Source organism: Abiotrophia sp., assembly GCF_057275535.1.
This window is the reverse complement of the sequence record NZ_DBHIRJ010000006.1, coordinates 11703-29788: the sequence shown is the minus strand read 5'-3', so window position 1 is coordinate 29788 and position 18086 is coordinate 11703. Positions and strand designations below refer to the sequence as shown.

Here is an 18086-nt window from a genome sequence, read left to right as displayed (position 1 = left end):
GATAGAATCTAATCTTCGTCCATTTGTAGGATAGCCATGAAGGCTTCTTGTGGAACTTCCACCGTCCCAATTTGTTTCATCCGCTTTTTCCCCTCTTTTTGTTTCTCGAGGAGCTTCTTACGACGGCTGACGTCCCCACCGTAGAGTTTAGCTGTTACGTCTTTACGTAGGGCCTTAATGGTGGTACGCGCTAGAATCTTATTACCGATAGCAGCCTGAACCGGCACTTCGAAGAGTTGTCGTGGGATGATGCCACGAAGTTTTTCTACTAATTCACGGCCACGACCGTAAGCAAAGTCCTTGTGGACAATCATGGAGAAGGCGTCAATCAGGTCGCCATTGAGCAGGATATCCATCTTAACTAGGTTAGATGGTTTGTAGCCAATTAATTCGTAGTCAAGGGATGCATAGCCTTTGGTATTGGATTTGAGCTTATCGAAGAAGTCATAGATGATTTCTGACAATGGTAACTCATAGACCACATTGACTCGGTAATCATCCAGATAATCCATGGTAATGAAGTTGCCCCGCTTACGCTGGCCGATATCCATGACCGCCCCAACGTATTCATTAGGCACCATAATGGAGGCCTTGACGTAGGGCTCGTAGATTTCATCGATGACGGTTTGATCTGGCATAGCAGACGGGTTATCCACGATGATTTCCTCACCATTGGTCTTTTTAACCTTGTAAATAACCGAAGGCGCTGTAGTAATCAGGTTGATGTCGAACTCACGTTCCAGACGTTCCTGGATAACGTCCATGTGCAGCAAGCCTAAGAAACCGGTACGGAAGCCAAAACCTAGGGCTTGAGAAGTTTCAGGCTCAAATTGTAAGGCTGCGTCATTAAGTTGGAGTTTTTCCAAGGCATCTCGTAAATCGTTATAGTCGTTAGACTCGACTGGATAGAGACCGCAGTAGACCATAGGATTGAGCTTACGGTAGCCGTCTAGTGGTTCTTGGGCCGGATTGTTGGCCAAGGTAATGGTATCCCCTACTCGCGTATCTTGAATGGTCTTAATGGAAGCCGTGATATAGCCCACATCCCCTACCATGAGATAGTCGCGTTGGACTGGTTTAGGACTGAAGACCCCTACTTCCACTACATCGAATTCTTTGCCGTTGGACATCAAACGAATCTTGTCGCCAGGTTTCACGACCCCGTTAATGACCCGGATATTCAAGACAACACCACGGTAGGAATCGTAGACAGAGTCGAAAATCAAGGCTTGAAGCGGCGCTTCTAGATCGCCCGGAGGGGCTGGTACCTTGTGGACGATTTGCTCCAGGATTTGGTCAATCCCAATACCGGATTTGGCTGACGCGAAAACGGCCTCACTAGCGTCAATCCCAATGACATCTTCAATTTCAACTTGAACACGCTCAGGATCAGCGGCTGGCAAGTCAATCTTGTTAATCACCGGCAGAATTTCCAAGTCGTTATCTAAAGCCAAATAAACGTTGGCTAGAGTCTGAGCTTCAATCCCCTGGGCGGCATCGACGACCAAGATAGCCCCTTCACAGGCTGCCAGTGAACGTGACACCTCATAGGTAAAGTCCACGTGCCCTGGGGTGTCAATTAGGTGGAAGATATACTCTTCCCCATCCTGAGCCTTATAGGTCAGTTCAACAGCGTTGAGTTTAATGGTAATGCCTCGCTCCCGCTCCAAGTCCATGGAGTCCAAGAGTTGGTCCTGCATTTCCCGGTCTGAAACCGTCTCCGTCAGTTGTAGAATACGGTCAGCCAAGGTTGATTTACCGTGGTCAATATGAGCGATAATGGAGAAGTTGCGAATTTTCTCCTGGCGGGCTCGGAGTGCTTGTAATTCTTGTGGATTCATAGGCTTCCTCTTTCGTACAAATTTATCTAGATAGGAGTGCCATCTGGCACTAATACACTGGTCTATTGTACCAAATTTTTGGCTCTAAGACTAGGGTTAAGCCAGGGAATGCTAACTAAAATTAAGAACAAAAAAGGCTGGAAGATTCCAGCCTTTAGACTTATTTGCCTTCAAACATATCAAGGTAAGGCCTAATTCAGACCAATACGGATAAACCTTTATATGACAGTGCTTCTAAAAGACTCAATCAGATACACAAAGATAAATGCTAGGTAAGTCTGCCCCATGAATGCCCCATGGAAGAACAGCGCCACAAAAGATTTTGCTGAGGTTAGCAAGTTAATTTTTAACTGTTGCATATTTTGCAACAGTTCGCGTATGCGCGTTAATGATTTTCATTTGGTAGCAATTCATCTTCTTCGCCATCGATGTACACCTCAGCAATCTTCATCAGTGTTGCAAGGGTTAAGTTTTCAAAGTCAGCTTTGCCTTGTCGATATCTTGAGATCGCGTTCCTTGAAATGCCTGTCTTTTGTTCGATAGAATAAGCAGAGATGCTGGTATCATCCAGCACCTCTTTTATTTTTTTTAGGTCTAGTGTTTTCATTATCGTTCTTCCTTTCTCTTAATATGACCAGTTTCAATTAAGATATCACCTCTTAAGTTAACTGTTCTCTCAATTGTAAACTCATAATTATCAATATCTTCCGGCTTCATAGTGTACTCTTTGTCAAAAGCTGTTAGTTTAACTAAAGGGGTGCCATCTTTTTTTGAATTGATATGTTCAACTTCCTTAGCAATTTCTATTAACTCTACAGTATTGTAAATAATTGATGTATAGCTGCATGTTTTCATTTCTTCTGTGATGTTTTCGGGGTAAGGGGCCAAGTCACCCACATATTTTAAGATGTACTCAATCACTTTTTTGATTTCTTCGTCCGAGTCTTTTCGACTGTCTAATTGATTATGTCCTTCCTTATGAAATTCTTCAACTATATCTCCATACACTCCGTAAAAATTTCCCCAGGAGTTTGACACACCTTGAATATTTCCTGTGCCTTTGTTAGCAAGAATCTTGCCATTCTTACCTGTGATGATGTAATTTACTTTTACTGGGCTTTTTAATTGTTCCATTACCATTTCAGATGTTAACATAATAAATCTCTCCTTAAATGTTTGATTATTTTTGTTTGTTTTTACTTCTTACGAATTGGTAGCACATCAATGATACCATCAATAATAACCATGCTTTCATCGTTCTGTTTGGTATGTTATAATTCAAGTGAGGACTAGGGGCTTTCGCCCCTTCCTCACTGAACAGCTATCTTCGATTCCTTTTGCTTGGTCGCTTGCGGTATCGTTTTGGCTGTTCTTTTTTGTTGCTTTTAAGTATCTCTATGATACTTGCTAGCCCCGCTAAGAACGCTCCGAGATAGCCAAGAAGTTCCATCGCTTCTTTCATACCTTTCTCCTTTCTTGTTTTGTTAAGGTCTTAATCAACCTTACAAACATATTATAACGTATATTTATGTGGACGTCAACTCTTTTTGACGAAAAAGTTTATTTTTATTCAAAAAAAAAGCCCCCAGGCAAAAGCCCAGGGGTGATGTCATAAAAAAGGTGGCTCATTACTTCATTGCTATTTTCTCTACCAAGGCCATCCGGCTAAGATAGTCGAGGCTTTCTACTTTGTTAGCTAAATCTTCGGCGCCGGGCATTTCTGTATCTCGGATGGAGTCCGGCAAATATCTAATTTTGTTACGATCAATAAAAGTACCTAATACGGCCTCACCTAGTATAACGAGGTCTCTTTCCGTTAACTCAATCTTTTCTGCTAACCCCATAAGAACGTTGTATCGTTCGATGGTGTCAGCCACCCTCCGGGAGAATGTTCTCCCGTCCGGGTTTTCGTACATATCTACCATCTGGTCACTTAGCCAGATGGTTTTTTTTCTGCTATTGCTCATTTTCTTCATCCTCTTCTAGTAAATCTTCTAACTCTTCAATCTTAGGAAATATAACATCGCAGATAAAATCGTCTTTTTCTTCGTCTGTTAAGTCATCTTTGATTCTACCGTCCGTATCTAGTAGTTCCCATTCTTGTAGGGTGTCACGCCAGTACTCTAATGATAGTGGAATTGTAAAAATCACTTCCTCCTCGTACTCAGAAAAACTCCCCTCTTGTCTAGTTCCATAGTTACCGTCGCGGAACAAATAAAACTCTGTTCCTTGTTGGGTCATTTCGTTAAATAGTGCGTTGGCAATTTCATTAATCTTTTCCATTTTAATTTCCTCCTCTGGCCCTCCTGGCCATCGCGATTTATTTGCAAGATTTACCTTACACTTATATAATAACTCAAGGTATGGTGTTTGTCAATACCTTTTATAAACTTTTTTTGGCTTTCTTGGAAAATATCCAAAACGTTGATACTAAGCTGTTTGCAAGGCATTGGAAGGCGCTTTGGAATTTACTTGGAAAATAAAAAAAGCTCCAGGTCAAAGCCTGGAGCATGTCATAAAAAGCGTTCGGAATACCGGACTTATTTTGTTTGGTCTAAAATATTAGACCTAGAATTTACCTACGATGTTGCCAGTTGCTTTTTCAATCAGAGAACCGTCTTCAGCAACTGTAATTTCAGTGTTCTCAAGCATTGACCCATCTTCTTTGACATAATAGAGCCGCCCATCGCCACCAGGAACATATTCCTTAGATGACATTTCGCCGTTATCTTCAAGATGATACCACTTGTCCTCGTATCGGACCCATCCGATAACCATTCGGCAGGCCTCGTCAAAGTAGTACCACTTACCGTCACGATACACCCAACGCTTAGCATAAGCATAACCGTCCTCGTCAAAGAGGTACCAGTAATCGTACAGTTTAAGCCATTGGTCTGCTGGCCAAGAGCCATCTTCGTTACGATACCACCAACCGGTATCGTTCTTAAGCCATCCGGTTTCTTTGACCTCGGAAGAGCCAACAGATTCACCGCTTAAGATAGCATTGACCTTAGCTTGGACTGCATTGTAGTCGTAACCGGAAGCTGTCAAGCGAGCTTTTCTATCTTCGCCAGACCCCCATTGGCCATTGATTACCTCTTGAGCTACCTCTGCAACTGATTTAGAGCCACTAGAAGATGAAGCGGAGCCAGACCCGTAGTTAGGTCTAGCATATCCCTTGATTTGCCAATGGTTCCAAGCGTAAGAGCGTCTCCGCACAGCGGAAGGAGAACCTGAGTTACCCTCGATGGTATTTACTGTGTTGCCACTAACAGACTCAACAATACCGATATGGTCTGCAAAACCGCCACCGTCCCAGTCAAAGGTGATAATGTCACCGGCTTGTGGATATGACTTCCCAATCCAGATTCCTTTTGATTGGAAGATGCCGATGTGTCGCTGTACACCACACTCTCCTCCGATGAGGTTCAATAGACCGGCTTTGATAAACGCAGCGGTAACAGTTGCATCGCACCAATCATCGTCATTTTTTAACCTGTATCCATCAGCCGGAAGTGGGTTTTGCGCGTTATACAGACGTACAATCTCGCCATGTACACCGCCATACATTTGCCCACCTAGCCAGTTTCTGAATACATTTAGCACATCTTGAGCACTTGCCATGTTGCTAGTTTCCCCCTTATCTATTTTATCCAGTGACCCATCTTCATTGAGGGCATCGTGGATATTTTTCATGCTGTTGTAGTAAGAATTAAAGACCTTCTCGGAATTACTTCCGTCACCTGCGTAGTCGTACTGCGCACCACCTAAGCGGAACAAGCCACGAGCGTAGTCCCATAGCGTCTTAGCTCCAGATGTCTTGTAGAAGCCACCATTGCGGAGCAGATAGCCATAGTCTTTGAGGAAGTCCTCGACAGTGGCATAATGGATATAATACCCACCTTCTACTGCCGGACGCTTGCGTCCTGGTGTAACCTGTACACCACTCTTGCGAGTTTTAGGATTGAGGTCATCATATCCCCAGGTCATTCCGCCCCAGTTATTGTCCTCTCGTGCTGAGATAGAATTAGGATGTTGGCCCCACGCTGTCTCATGACATAATTGGCAAATGACAAAAGAAGGGACTAGGTCATAATGCCTAGCCACCTTCTGCATCTTGCTAATCAAGTCATCCGAGAGTGTGTAATTACCGTATTTCAACATACGGTGTCACCCCTTTCTAGGACTCCTTAGGAGCCTTATAAGTTAACGCTTGAGCACTGTCCCCTAAACCTGCAGTTGTAGGATCTGGGATAAGGTTAAACGCATTGACGAATGTCAAGCCAATCAAATAAGGATTGCTAATCAAAGCAATGACTAGCTTGCCGAGTGTATCAAACGTAGTTAGGTCCTCTAGTTTCAAGTTTTGATAAGCCAATACAGGCATTAAAATCGCAATCGCGAAACGAGTCAAGAACGCTACGTTCTTTTTGTTAAATCTTACTTTCCAGTTAATGTTCATGATTATTTTTCCCTCCGTGGTAATTTTTTGTATTCTTCATACAGTGCATCAATGGCCCCATTGCCACCAGTGGCATGGTAGCCATCTACTAAGTTGACAACCTCTTGAAAGTTGTCATACGTTTCGTATCCGTTCTGAATTGCTTTCATCATCTCTTTCCGGATACGATAGCGCGTTAAATTTCTGTTAGCCAAACTATTGGCTTGTCCCACATCATGCAGGTCTTTCTGATTGATCTCCAAGGTGTTCATTCTGTCTAACACCTCAGAGATTTGTTTGGATATGTTCCGGTTTGATTGGACCATGTCCCAGATGATTTTGACCACCGCCCCAAACGCGCCAAGCACAGCGGTGAACTCAGTTACACTCATAGATTCACTTCCTTCAAAAGAAAAGAGCGTCCGTTAAATTAGACGCTCTTTTTATTTAGGTGATTACTCTTCACCTTGTTCTAATTCCTCAAGGCGTTGCTTGAGTTGTTCGAGTGTCATGAACTCCAAGTCAGCTAAGCCGAGGATTTGGAGTTGCTCACGAACGCCTTTCTTGTGCCGACGTGGCACCGATGCGAAAGTGCGTTTCGCAAGCTCAATGTGTCGAGCGTATAAGAAATGTAATTCCATAAATTTGTCACCTCCTCCCCACAAGTTCCGAACGTGGGTAGTTGCTGATAATGCCAATTCTTTAATTCGACTCAGCATGACCATCAGCCTCCTCTTTTTCCTCCTTGTCGGAGTGTCCGGCTTCTTTGTCAGTTTCGTATTTTTCCCGGAAAGAGTCCGGGACCTCGGTTGGAAGAGTGAAATTCATGCTCTTGGCCATTTCTTCAATTTGATACTTGGCGATTAGCAGATGTTCGCTTATATCTGCGTTATCATCAGCTTGCTCAAGCATGGCTCCGCTAGCTTTTTCAATCAGCTCTTCTGTTCTCTTAAGCTGCTTACGTTGCTCTTCTATAACAACTTGAGAGTCAGTAATAGTTTTCTTTAGGCCTTCAACCTGTTCCGCTGTTTGGTCCGCTTGTTTGATAGCGTCGCTCATAGCGTACTTTTGGAAGGTGTCTTTGTAGACCGCCTGCATAACTAATTCTGCTAAATCTAAGTCGGGGGTGCTTAAGTGGTTCCCCTCGATTTCACGCTCAAATGCTGTGTAGTCACCGTTCACCGACGAGATGTAGACGCGTGTAGCTTCACCGTCTCGCAGTAAGAAACGACTGTTAATTTTCATTTCCGGCATCTTGTTCACCTCCTGCTAACTCAATCAACACTGACAGTTGAGAGATAGATAACTCAAGGCTTTCTAGCTCTGTCATCGTCAGCGTTGGCAGGTCAATTGTTTGTGTTTGGGCCAATACTTCCTTGGCTTCTTCTTCGTTGCATCCTTCTAGAGCATCAATAATGATGCGTACAGAAGGCTCCAAGACTTGAAAAATCTTCAACAGTTTGAACTTAAGACCGCCCCTAATTGGTTGGTCCTTTACCTGGTTCATAACCGCTTGGAGCGTTAGTATTTCGCTATTCTTCAAATCGAGTACCTCCTTTAATAGTTAACGAATAACTGCGCTACAATTGGATAGTTGTAACGACTTCCTGTTCGTGCATTGAATACGTGGGCATAGCCAACCAGTGGCACCCTCGCGTTCTTGTAGTCTATCTTGTCCTGGACCACATAAGACACAGTACGCAACAAGCGCAAGTAACCTTCGTTATAGTCCGAACCGGCACGCCAAGTCTCAGTGTCAGAGATTGCTGCCTGGGCTCTGAATTGTTTACCTTTGTAGATGTCAGGTAACTGAACCCACTTATAACCGTCTCGAACACCGATGCTCTCACCGCCACTTTCGCGACCATCGTTTATGATGTCCGTTACGGTGATGACATCCTTTAGGTAAGAGGTCTTAAAGCTTCCACCTTGTTCTTCGTGATAGAGACCTTCAGCAGTTATCATGGTCTTGGACCCGTCGTTATGGATAGCGGTTATCCCTTTCCCATTGACCTCTACCACGCTAGTGGTATCTCGCCAAAGCGATTGAAGGAACTCTGATTTATTACCGCTTATCTTATTCACATCTAATTTCTGTGCGACGATGGAACCGAAGTTACCCATGACAGCTTCAATGTTCTCAGCAGACAGGCTCTCGGTGGTTAGTTTCTTAGCAAAAGCACTATCAATGTTGACGTCGCCGTCTAAATCAATGACTTTACCTTTGATACGGACACCTTCAGGTGTGAGGTTTAAGACACTCACTAAGGCATCCGGCTTGCCAGGCTGTCTCAAGGCGGCTAAGATACTGTCCGCTTGTTGCTTGTAGATAGACTCATAATTGTGCGATGTAACCTTGTCCAGGATCATACGCTCAGTCTGTTCTCTTAAACTACTTACTTTATCATCAGCAGTCGAACTCGCCTTGCTGAGTAACTTACCTGCAATACTTGCGATGTCAGTTCTGACATTGTTGTTATTGTCCACGAATTGAGCCAATAGACCAGTACGACTCAAGACAATTTGACTTTCAAGGTCACCTCGAAGTGAGGTGAAGTCCAGTCTGAATTGTTGTAAGTGATTAAAGATTTGAGCAATACGACTCGCTTCAGAAGTGTTCTTGATATATGGCCCAGGGTCTGAACCATGAACAAGTCTTAGTTGAGTCAGAATGTTATCCCCAAGCATATCCGGGAAGATGCTAGCGTTGTACAAAGTGATAACATCGTCTGGAGTCTTAGGAATAAATGTAATAGAGAAGTCCCCGTCACCTGCAATCAGCGTCTTGCGCTCAATCAGACCGCTCACTTCAATGTCTAGGTTAAGACTCATGTTCCATCACCCGACCTTACGTGAGGGCCCATTTAGTAAAGGCACTAGGTACCACACCGTCGACAATAGCATAGGCTACCTGGTAAGTCTTACCTTGCTCTCTCATGGCCCCAGTGAAGTAGATGTTGTTGTTGTCTACCTTTGTCACCGTACCGAAAGCACCGGTTGTAGAATCTTTGACCGGCACGCTACCGACTGGTACTGCGTTAGACCGTAAGTAGGCAGCGAACTGACCGGTTGATACTAGCGGAGCTAGTGGTTGGGATAGGTCGCGCCAGGTGCCAAATCGTCCATTTTCCAGTGAGTTAACCAAGAAACCGCCGTTATGACGTGGCGCAAAGCAATAAGCGTATGTATTAGAAGTTTTCCAAACGAAAACCTCTTTCATCGGCGGGTTGTTGTCCTTTACGATATTAAAACCGATAGGGACACTGCTGGATGAAAGGAAAGCGCCAAAGTTGGTACCACTAGGACAAGTGTTTATCGCAAACGAGGCACCCCATTCATCTAACCCAATTCTTCTCATAAATGCGGTCAGAACATTACCGTTGGCAACATCCGTTACATTCCACGCTTCAGCGTTTATCCGTTTTCGCACCCAGATGCGACCATTTGTGCCGTAGAATATCTGCCAAGTAAAGTGACCGTTTTGGCCCGGCGAACCTATACCATTAGAAAATACAAGGATAAAACCATAAGAACTAGATATTCCCTTAGACGCCATGTTTGTGGTGTATTGGTATATGCCAGGCGTAGTTAAGTTATCAACATCATTATTGGTTTTGACAATCTTACCTAGCAAAGCTCCCATATTTTCGGTGTTGATAAGCCTATCAAACTCACTTAATGTCCCAGTCTTAAATTTATCAACCTTGTTCGACACCCGATTCACCGAATCAGCAGTGGCCATGCCACTGATTTGAGTGTTAAGACTTACGGTCACTTCTCGATTGCCCACAATCTTAACCCTAAACGGTATCTTAACCGTCATTTGTTGTTGTGTCTTTGGCGGGAACACAAAGGCATTACCTTTGGCATAGTAGAGGAGCACATCGGCCCCTTCCCCTACCTTACCAAAGACCCCAACTTCTTGGATGTTCTTCTCTGCAGTGATGTCTAGAGCGATGTTATCAAACACGCCCTCTATTACCTGGTAATCACCATCTGTGGTTACCGTAGGTGTTACTTCACAGACTTTTCGGGCGAGACCACTTGCTGTGGCAACATCACCCATTTGACCGTCTCCCAGGGCTATTTTAGTCAAGACCAGTGCGCCACCCTTGGCAAGCTCCCTGGTCCCTGCGTTGGTTAGTTGTAATTGGCTAAATGCCATATCACCAGTCCCCCAATCTTATAGTTGTTTCCACATGAGGTAGCAAACACAAAGCGTATGCGTCTCTACCTGTGTGGGTGATTTTGTTTACTGTTCCGTCAACCTCAACGAGCTCATGTGCACTCGCATCATCTTGGCTAACTTTAACAGTAGTTGGTTTGTCGACATGAGCTTGATACACCCTTGGTACCTTGCCTTGAGTGATTGCTGTTACGACATAAGTGTCATGGTAGGCCTTTGGTATTTCTACGATACCACCTTGGCCGCCACGAGTAGGATATTTAACATTATTAGGCTTGGCAGTTACCGTCATTGGTAAGTTTCCAGTTACCGTAAGCTGACTATACGGACGCTCTACAAATCGGTTAATGCCTGCGAGCGTATAAGGCTGACCAGGAGTAAAACCAGAACCGTTGTGTTTGAAGCTTATCTTACCGTCTTCTACTGTGATAGTGACACCATGCTCTGTGTCAAACTCAACTGGGATACGGTTAGCAGAGAAGATTTGCTCTTTGTCGTTACCGATGATACCGACTGACAGTTTCGCCTGATCATCAAGAGCTTGAATCTTCTTGGCCATGTCTTCAATCTTAGTACCGTCGATACCGTCAAGGTTTTCTGTGATTTCATCGGCCCTTGCTTCCATTTCATCAATGGCTTCCTGAATACGTTCGGCAGTGTACATATTAATCTTGTCGACCCACGCCCCGTCCTCAAACACTTGAGTCGTGATATCTTCCGGGTGGTCTTGAGGATAGTAGAATCTTATATCCCCTTCTCGTGGTCTGTCCGGTTGTTCTGGTCCGAAGTAGACCCGATTGCTACCGTTGGCCGCCATAATAGACGCTACTTGCCGTTCTACCGCTTCTTTGACCTCAACCTTATCAGACACTGTCTGAGATAAGGTCTCGGCCACAGTAGGTACGGTAGAGCCCATTTCAATGCTACGGTAGTTTCGATTGATACCGTCATAGTCATAGGCGATACATCTAATCTCCTCTTCCACATCATGCGTGAGGTATCTCAGCATGACAGTGTCGCCGTAAGCAATAGGAGTACCGTCAATGATGTTGGTCTCAACCTTGATGCTGCGCGAAGGCAAGTCGACTTTCTCGTGAGTGAATTTAGCCATAGCCCAACGTATCAACTCGTCAGGGTCCTCAATCTCATTGTTCTCGTAAGACTTTTCATAGACCATGCTGTATTGGTCAATCAATGGACTGTCAACCGTTACCTCGATGATAGTAGGTTTCTTGGCTTCCTCTTTCTCCTCTTTCTTACGTTTCTTGTCTTCTTCCTTCTTCTTCTCGGATTCAAGTTTCTCTTTCTCTCGTTGGCGTTTCTGCGCTTCACGATAGACTCTCTTTTGATACTTGTTCAGACTCTTGTAATAAGCCTGCTCACGATCATGTTTCTCTTTCTTGAGCCGGGCCTTTTCTTTGGCATCCTCTTCTTTTTTCTTCTGCTTAGCTTCTTTTTCCTCTTCCGTATCATGGTGGTGGAACTCACTTCGTGCATGGATACGTGTAACAAGTGTCTTGTTAGAAGTCTTGTCCTCAAAGCTACTGATATTCTTATGCTCGTATAAAAGAGCCTGAGTGTGGTGGCCCAGTGCTTCTACGAGTCGGATATCATAACCATTTAATAATAGTTCAGCTTCCCACGTACCTACGATAGAGTGTTTACCACCCATGAACACTTCCATAGCAGGAAACTTACCTTTGTGCTCCTTGTCGGTATTAAAGGTCCGTCTCTTGTCAATGGCTGTGTGGAAGGTGAAAGGATGTCCAGGTCTCAACTGGTTCTTGAAAGAAGTCAGTGCATCTAGCATGGTCCCGTTGTTGATATTGATTTTGTCAATCTCATAGGTCAGCATGTCATAGATGACGTGCATAGCTTCTACTTGAATGTAGTCATTGTGCTTCTCAATATCCCAGATACGGAAAGCATCAAGACCATCAGGTGTATAGGTTCTTACAATCATCTCACGCTTGAGTTTCTTGTATTCTTCTGTGTCATCAATCAACACTTTGAAGGTAACGTAGAAAGTATCATCTCGTTTAACGTGGCAGTCATAGGCTGCATTGATGATGTCCCCATGATAGTTAAACTCTGTCTGCGTTGGTGGGTACAAGCTAATCACTAACGCCACCCCCACCGACAAGTAATTTCTAAATTGGTGATACCTTCGCCAAAGTTAACGATATGATCACCAGGATGAACAATAAAGAAATTACCTCTGACACGTTCGTTTAGTAACTGTTTACCGTTGGTGTAAGCATCTTGCTTACCTGGTGTACATTCAATAAAGACTGGTTGGCCCTCTTGCAACTCTTTCAGATACATCTTCTGTCCGCCAATCTGAACAAAGGTCTCAACGGTTGATTTACCAGTTACCTTAATCAGTGGGAACATTGGAGCATTGGTGTAGTTCGTTAACTTCTGACCGTTGGTCATTGCCTGCACTTGAGGTGTCTCCATGCCGAACGGTTGGCAGTAGAATACAAGCGTCACAGGATAGCCCATGACCTCATCTAACACTTCCCATTCAGTGTCCAAGCTGATGTAGTAGTAACGCAAGTCAGGCTCATCATAAGGTGTGAACCACCCTTCCTCTGATAACATAGCCTTGAGCTTGCGCAGCTCTTTCTTGCTGTCAGTCTTACACCATAGCTTGTAGGACTTCTTGATACCCTCATAAGCTTCGATAGATTGTTTAAGGTATCCGGTTACCCGCTCTTCCTCAAAGACCTTATCCTTTCGCTTAGCGTATCTGACCGCATCATTTTCTTCAACGGCCACTAAAAAAGGTAAGTCAGCGGTCGACTTACCGTTAATAATTAGCGCATTATCATGTAGCATGGCCTACCGCCACTCCCTTCATCATTAGCTTGTCACGCTTAAGTGCCTTAGTGATAGCCCCTTGGACCATATCACTAAGTCGTTCTAAGTCGGACTCTTGTCTTACTGTTGGTTGGTCAATAGTGATGTTGATAGTGATTGACTGTCCTGCCCCTTTGCCAGTGTTGCCAGTGGCTTGACGCACGACATCTTCAATACCTCTCATCTTCTCACCAGTACTCAATGGTGTAATAGTCACCCCACGTTTAGTTACTTGAAAAATCTCTGGACCTGCTTCACCCACAATACCTGTGTATCCAACTGGTACGTTACCCGCACCACCTGCGAACATAGGGATATGACCGCCAGTAGCATGTAAGCCAATGTGTCCACCCTTAGCATGGGCCCCGAAAGTTCGGTAAACTTTATCCACGTAAGTGGTTAAAGTCGATGACTTAGAATAGGTGCTGTTTAAGGCCCCTATCCACGACCATACCGCAGCGATGTTACCGAAGATGCCAGGCGTGTAAGTTGATGCAGTAGACGATGTACTACGCATCGCACCACTTGCTAAGTTATACCCCAAGATAGAGGTTGTGTTACCTAGCATCCCAGGAGTACTTGAGTTAGCAGTGGAGCTCGTGTTCTTCATCGCACCAGTCGCAATGTTATACCCTAAGATAGCCAAGGTGTTGGCCACCATAGAGAAAATATCGGTGGTAATGGTTGAAGACTTGCTCTCAACCCCGGCCGCCGCCAAGTTATAAGCATTGGTGTTCTGAGTTGCTTCAGGCACCCCAGGAGTCTCTGCTGATATCGTGGCTTTGCGTCCGTTGTAAGTCATCATCCCTGCGGTAGCTAAGTTGAGGTCTAAGAGATTAGTCTTAGCTGGCTCTGTGTGTGCTTCAGCAGTGATCGTGGCTTTTTTTCCGTTGACCTTACCGACTGTATCGTCTAAGTTATCTAACTCTTCGCTAGTCTCCTCAGCATTGGAGTCGGTTTGAAGGTTGACCGGTGGCAAGCCTTGAGTTTGAAGATACTCATTAACTAACGCTTGAATTTGCGCTTGAGCATCCGGACTGTTGGTATCAATCTTGATGAACTTAGCGAAGAACTCTTGATTGTTCCAAAGGTCAGCACCTCGAATTGCTTCAAGTAGTTGTTGGTTCGCCACCTGGGATTCCAAGTTGAGAATCTTTGTCTCCATTGGGAGTGTGTTCCAGTCTACTAATTGGTGCATCACGTTCTCGAAGTCTTCTGGACTCTTAATGTTAGTCACCAATTCTTTTTCTTCTGGTGTTAAAGAGTCCCACTTGCCCATTTCCTCAAGCATCTTCTGAGCAACATCCGCACCGCGTTCTTTTAACGCTAATAGTTTTTCTTCTGGTGTGAACTCGTTCCATGCTTTGGCGAAGTCTAGGGCTGCGGCCGCTTCGGAAGTATCAACGTTAACCTTAACTTCTGGTTCAACCTCATTGACTTTCTCCAAAGCTTCTTTGAGCATCTTAACTTTTTCTTCCGTACTACCAAGGTTAGCAATCGTCTTAGCAGTTGCTTCATCGATAATACCTTGTTGGCGTAAGAAATCTAAGCCAGTACTTGTAACAAGGATGCTTAAGTTGTTACCAAAGGTCTTCATCAAACCTTCAACAGAAGATAATGATTGACCTGCGCCTTCAGCGAGTTTTTGATACGACTTAATCATTGACAGTACTTCTGCGTCCGTCAGTTCTCGCCCTTCCTTGGCAGCGTTGCGAAGGATAGTTTGAATGCTTGCTTCAGCGTCAGTAATGACTTGTCGTTTTTGATCGTAAGCCGATTGGATTTTAGCCACTTCTTGATTGTACTTTTCCTCAGTCCAGTCAAGGTTTTGCTTTTGTTGCTTTAGGCGTTCAACATCAGCTTCTTGTTGCTTGTTGAGGTTTTCTACCACTGCCTTCGTCACGTTGCCGACAGCATTTATCTGGGCGTTGGCCCACCCTTCTGTAACAACTGTGTGATTTTGATAGTTAGAGATTGTATTGCTCAACGAGTTACCGAGCCAAGTGTTGTACTCAAGCATGGCACTTTTGACTCGTTGAACCTCTTCCTCAGCGACTACGCCTGCTTCTTTCATTTTGGCACGTAAGTCATCGAAGCGAAGAACTGTCGAGTTACCGTTAATATCAATCAGTTTCTTTGGATCGTATGTGAGGTTGTCCCACCAATTTTTGTTACTAAAAAGCTTATTACCAAGTTCTTGGATGTTACGGTTTGTGGCCATAACTTCTTTTACTTTCTCTTCATAAGCTTTTGTTGATTGGTCAGCATTTTCTTTCGCCGCTTGGCTTAGCCCCTCTAGGAGTCCTTTACCTGCGGTCACTGCTTCAAACCACTCTTGATACTTACCTTTGGTTGCTGTCACAGCTTGTTGATGCGCTGCAATAGGAGCCACTGCTTCGTTAGCTAAGTAAGCTACGAAACCTGCGACACCCGCAATGGCCACACCACCTGCTATTGACCAAGGACTGCTGAACAAGCTTGCGCTTGCACCTGCTCTGGTTGCTGCGCCTTCGACACCTTCTAATGCATTTTTAGCTCCTTGGATACCAGAAGGAGTCGTGAACTTACCTAATGCTTGGAACAATTTACCTACACCAGTAAACGCTAGCCCCGTCACCTTGGTTAAGTTGCCCAAGATTTTTAGCACTGGCCCTAAGGCGGCTAAGAACAGACCTGCCTTGATGATAGCGTTCTGTGTGGCAGGGCTTAATGACTCAAATGCCATTATCCAAGCTCGGACACCCTCTACAATTTTTAATACATGCGGTAGCAACTTACTACCAATTTCAATACCTAAGTCTTTTAGTTGAGCAGTTGCTTGCTTGAACTTAAACTCAGGCAGTTCTTTCATCGATTGAGCAATAGCTTCAGTGGCCCCTTTGGCCCCCTCGGCTTCTTTAGTCATGTTACGCAAGGCATCGCCACCCTGCATAACCAATGCGTTCATGGCAGTCTGTGCTTCAGTACCAAAAGCCATAGCTAAAGCTGCCGCACGCTGTTCATCTGTCCACCCTGCGGTGTTCTTCTTGATTGTGTCGATGATATCAGGGAGTTTGATAGTCCCTTTCTTGAAGTCCTCTACTGCAACCCCCATGGCTTCAAAAGCCTTGCGGTTTTGCTTAGACGGCTTCAAGAGTCGTGACAAGGCACCACGCAAGGCAGTACCACCTTTAGACGCTTGAATACCATTGTCACTCAAGATACCTAAGATAGATGCGGTTTCTTCCACACTCATATTAAGTGAGTGGGCAACCGGACCGACATAAGACATACCTTCCCCAAGGTCAGCAAACCCTGCAGAGGTGGCGTTGGCTATGTAGGTCAGTGAGTCAGTGACTCGTGTTGAGTTTCTAAGTGTCTCTTCGTAAGTCTTACCTCTAAGGTTAAACTGACTTAAGACTTGAGACGATACGCTCATGACATCGGCGAACTTGTCACCCGATGCAATCGACGCATTTAAGATGTTAGGCAACATACCTAGCACTTGTTGAGACGAGTAACCAGTACGGATAAGTTCCGCCATACCTTGGTTAATCTCTGAGGTGCTTGCACCATAGTCAATGGCCATGCGTCGGCTTGCTGAACCTAACTGGTTCATCTCTTGGCGAATTTCATTGGTGATTGGCTTACCACCTGATAACAACGGACCAAAAGCACCAACTTGAGAATGGAAGTCGGCAGCTGCTTTAGTGGCCGCCCCAAACCCTGCTAGGATAGGAGCTGTGACCCTAGATGTCATCGTGTTTCCTAGAGCGTTCATGCGCTCGCCATTTTGGATCAACTTACTACCGAAACCTTGAAGTTGTTGCGCCGGGTCAGCTAACCACCCACCTTTATCTCTCCAGGCCTTATGAAGTTGTTGCTGTTCGTTACGCAACTTATTCATTGACTCTTGAGCCTGTGCAAGTTTAAGTGGTAAATCACCTGCTTCTTTCTTAACTGATTCAAGTTCTTTCGTCAGTTCGTTTAATGACTGTTTGTAACCCTTGGTTGCGCTCTTTGACGCATCATAAGCAGCCTTTGCTTGTTGAGTCCTAGCACTGGCTTCACCTGTTGCGGTTTTAAGTTCAACCAACTTGGCTTTTAATTCTGCGGTCTTTTGCTTAGACTGCTCATAGGCAGTTTTAGCGGACTTGACCTCATCAGAGTTACGCTTGTGGGCCTGTCTCGCTTCGTCTAAGGCTGTTTTTAATGACTTAGTATCAGACAGTGAAGTCTTGTACTCAGCAGTGAGTTGTGACTGTGATTGTTTGAGTTGGTCTGAAGCAGTCTTAGTTTGAGCATAGGCCGTTTTTAGCGTGTCCTGCTTGCGTTGGCTTTCGTCCAAGGCACTAGCTGTCTTACGGATAGACGATTCTAATTGACCTTGGATAGCAGGAAGTAATTTCTGACGATTGGCTAAAGCATCCACTTTCTGACTGGCTAACTGATAACTGCTAGATAGACCTAGCATGTTAGCTTTGTAAGTAGCAGTGATGCCGGCATTGTTACCTAATGCTGCTGCCATCGCCTTGTGTTGAGCTTGGCTAATACGCAGTTGGTTGTTAATGCTCTGTAAGCCGGATAGGTACTCCGCCTTACCTTCGAGCGTCAGGGATAACCCTGCTTTTCTTAATGCCATAGTGTCCCCCTTTCTTAAATACTAAAGAATGACTTAGCGGATGTTTCAGTGAGCTTTTCCTCTTTCTCACTAGAACTCATACCATTAAACTTCGCATGTTTCTCTAGCAAGTACGCCACCGAATGGAGATCGTGT

At 44.7% G+C, this 18086-nt stretch carries 17 protein-coding genes; all 17 read right to left on the bottom strand.

The genetic code is table 11. The annotated features are described in order from the left end of the window. Positions 1-8 precede the first annotated feature (8 nt). The 17 genes from lepA to ACO53F_RS05730 all read right to left on the bottom strand — a co-directional run bounded on the left by lepA (position 9) and on the right by ACO53F_RS05730 (position 17951). Entirely contained in the window at positions 9-1841 is a 1833-nt protein-coding gene (lepA, locus tag ACO53F_RS05810; protein ID WP_485137678.1) for a translation elongation factor 4, read from the bottom strand. Positions 1842-2226: 385 nt separating this feature from the next. Next, a complete protein-coding gene (locus ACO53F_RS05805) occupies positions 2227-2448 on the bottom strand; it encodes a helix-turn-helix domain-containing protein (RefSeq protein WP_485137677.1) in 222 nt (73 codons plus the stop codon). Further along, positions 2448-2996: a hypothetical protein gene (locus ACO53F_RS05800; RefSeq protein ID WP_485137676.1), complete on the bottom strand. Its 549-nt coding sequence runs from the start codon at positions 2994-2996 to the stop codon at positions 2448-2450. The genes ACO53F_RS05805 and ACO53F_RS05800 overlap by 1 nt, the downstream gene beginning before the upstream one ends. Before the next feature lie 166 nt (positions 2997-3162). Then, entirely contained in the window at positions 3163-3303 is a 141-nt protein-coding gene (locus ACO53F_RS05795) for a hypothetical protein (protein ID WP_485137675.1), read from the bottom strand. A 166-nt stretch (positions 3304-3469) separates the two neighbouring features. After that, entirely contained in the window at positions 3470-3808 is a 339-nt protein-coding gene (locus ACO53F_RS05790) for a hypothetical protein (protein WP_485137674.1), read from the bottom strand. Continuing rightward, positions 3798-4124 carry a hypothetical protein gene (locus ACO53F_RS05785; protein WP_485137673.1) on the bottom strand — a complete coding sequence of 109 codons (327 nt, stop codon included), beginning with the start codon at positions 4122-4124 and terminating at the stop codon, positions 3798-3800. Before ACO53F_RS05785 ends, ACO53F_RS05790 begins: the two co-directional genes overlap by 11 nt. A gap of 285 nt (positions 4125-4409) precedes the next feature. Further along, entirely contained in the window at positions 4410-6005 is a 1596-nt protein-coding gene (locus ACO53F_RS05780; protein ID WP_485137672.1) for a glucosaminidase domain-containing protein, read from the bottom strand. Between the two features lie 16 nt (positions 6006-6021). Beyond that, the gene (locus tag ACO53F_RS05775; RefSeq protein ID WP_485137671.1) at positions 6022-6303 is read right to left on the bottom strand and encodes a phage holin; all 282 of its coding nucleotides are present in this window, start codon (positions 6301-6303) and stop codon (positions 6022-6024) included. A gap of 2 nt (positions 6304-6305) precedes the next feature. Beyond that, positions 6306-6674, bottom strand: a complete 369-nt coding sequence (locus ACO53F_RS05770) for a hypothetical protein (RefSeq protein ID WP_485137670.1) — start codon at positions 6672-6674, stop codon at positions 6306-6308. A 63-nt stretch (positions 6675-6737) separates the two neighbouring features. Beyond that, positions 6738-6923, bottom strand: a complete 186-nt coding sequence (locus tag ACO53F_RS05765; RefSeq protein ID WP_485137669.1) for a hypothetical protein — start codon at positions 6921-6923, stop codon at positions 6738-6740. 61 nt (positions 6924-6984) lie between these two features. Further along, entirely contained in the window at positions 6985-7536 is a 552-nt protein-coding gene (locus ACO53F_RS05760) for a hypothetical protein (RefSeq protein ID WP_485137668.1), read from the bottom strand. After that, positions 7517-7825 (bottom strand): hypothetical protein, encoded by a 309-nt coding sequence (locus ACO53F_RS05755; RefSeq protein ID WP_485137667.1) that lies wholly within the window; start codon positions 7823-7825, stop codon positions 7517-7519. Before ACO53F_RS05755 ends, ACO53F_RS05760 begins: the two co-directional genes overlap by 20 nt. Before the next feature lie 14 nt (positions 7826-7839). Next, positions 7840-9114 (bottom strand): gp58-like family protein, encoded by a 1275-nt coding sequence (locus ACO53F_RS05750; RefSeq protein WP_485137666.1) that lies wholly within the window; start codon positions 9112-9114, stop codon positions 7840-7842. 16 nt (positions 9115-9130) lie between these two features. Further along, a complete protein-coding gene (locus ACO53F_RS05745; protein ID WP_485137665.1) occupies positions 9131-10447 on the bottom strand; it encodes a pyocin knob domain-containing protein in 1317 nt (438 codons plus the stop codon). 1 nt (position 10448) lies between these two features. Next, positions 10449-12590: a phage tail spike protein gene (locus ACO53F_RS05740; protein ID WP_485137664.1), complete on the bottom strand. Its 2142-nt coding sequence runs from the start codon at positions 12588-12590 to the stop codon at positions 10449-10451. After that, positions 12590-13309, bottom strand: coding sequence for a hypothetical protein (locus tag ACO53F_RS05735; protein ID WP_485137663.1), 720 nt, complete (start codon positions 13307-13309; stop codon positions 12590-12592). Before ACO53F_RS05735 ends, ACO53F_RS05740 begins: the two co-directional genes overlap by 1 nt. Next, complete coding sequence (locus ACO53F_RS05730) at positions 13299-17951, bottom strand: phage tail tape measure protein (RefSeq protein ID WP_485137662.1); 4653 nt, start codon at positions 17949-17951, stop codon at positions 13299-13301. The genes ACO53F_RS05735 and ACO53F_RS05730 overlap by 11 nt, the downstream gene beginning before the upstream one ends. Positions 17952-18086 lie beyond the last annotated feature (135 nt).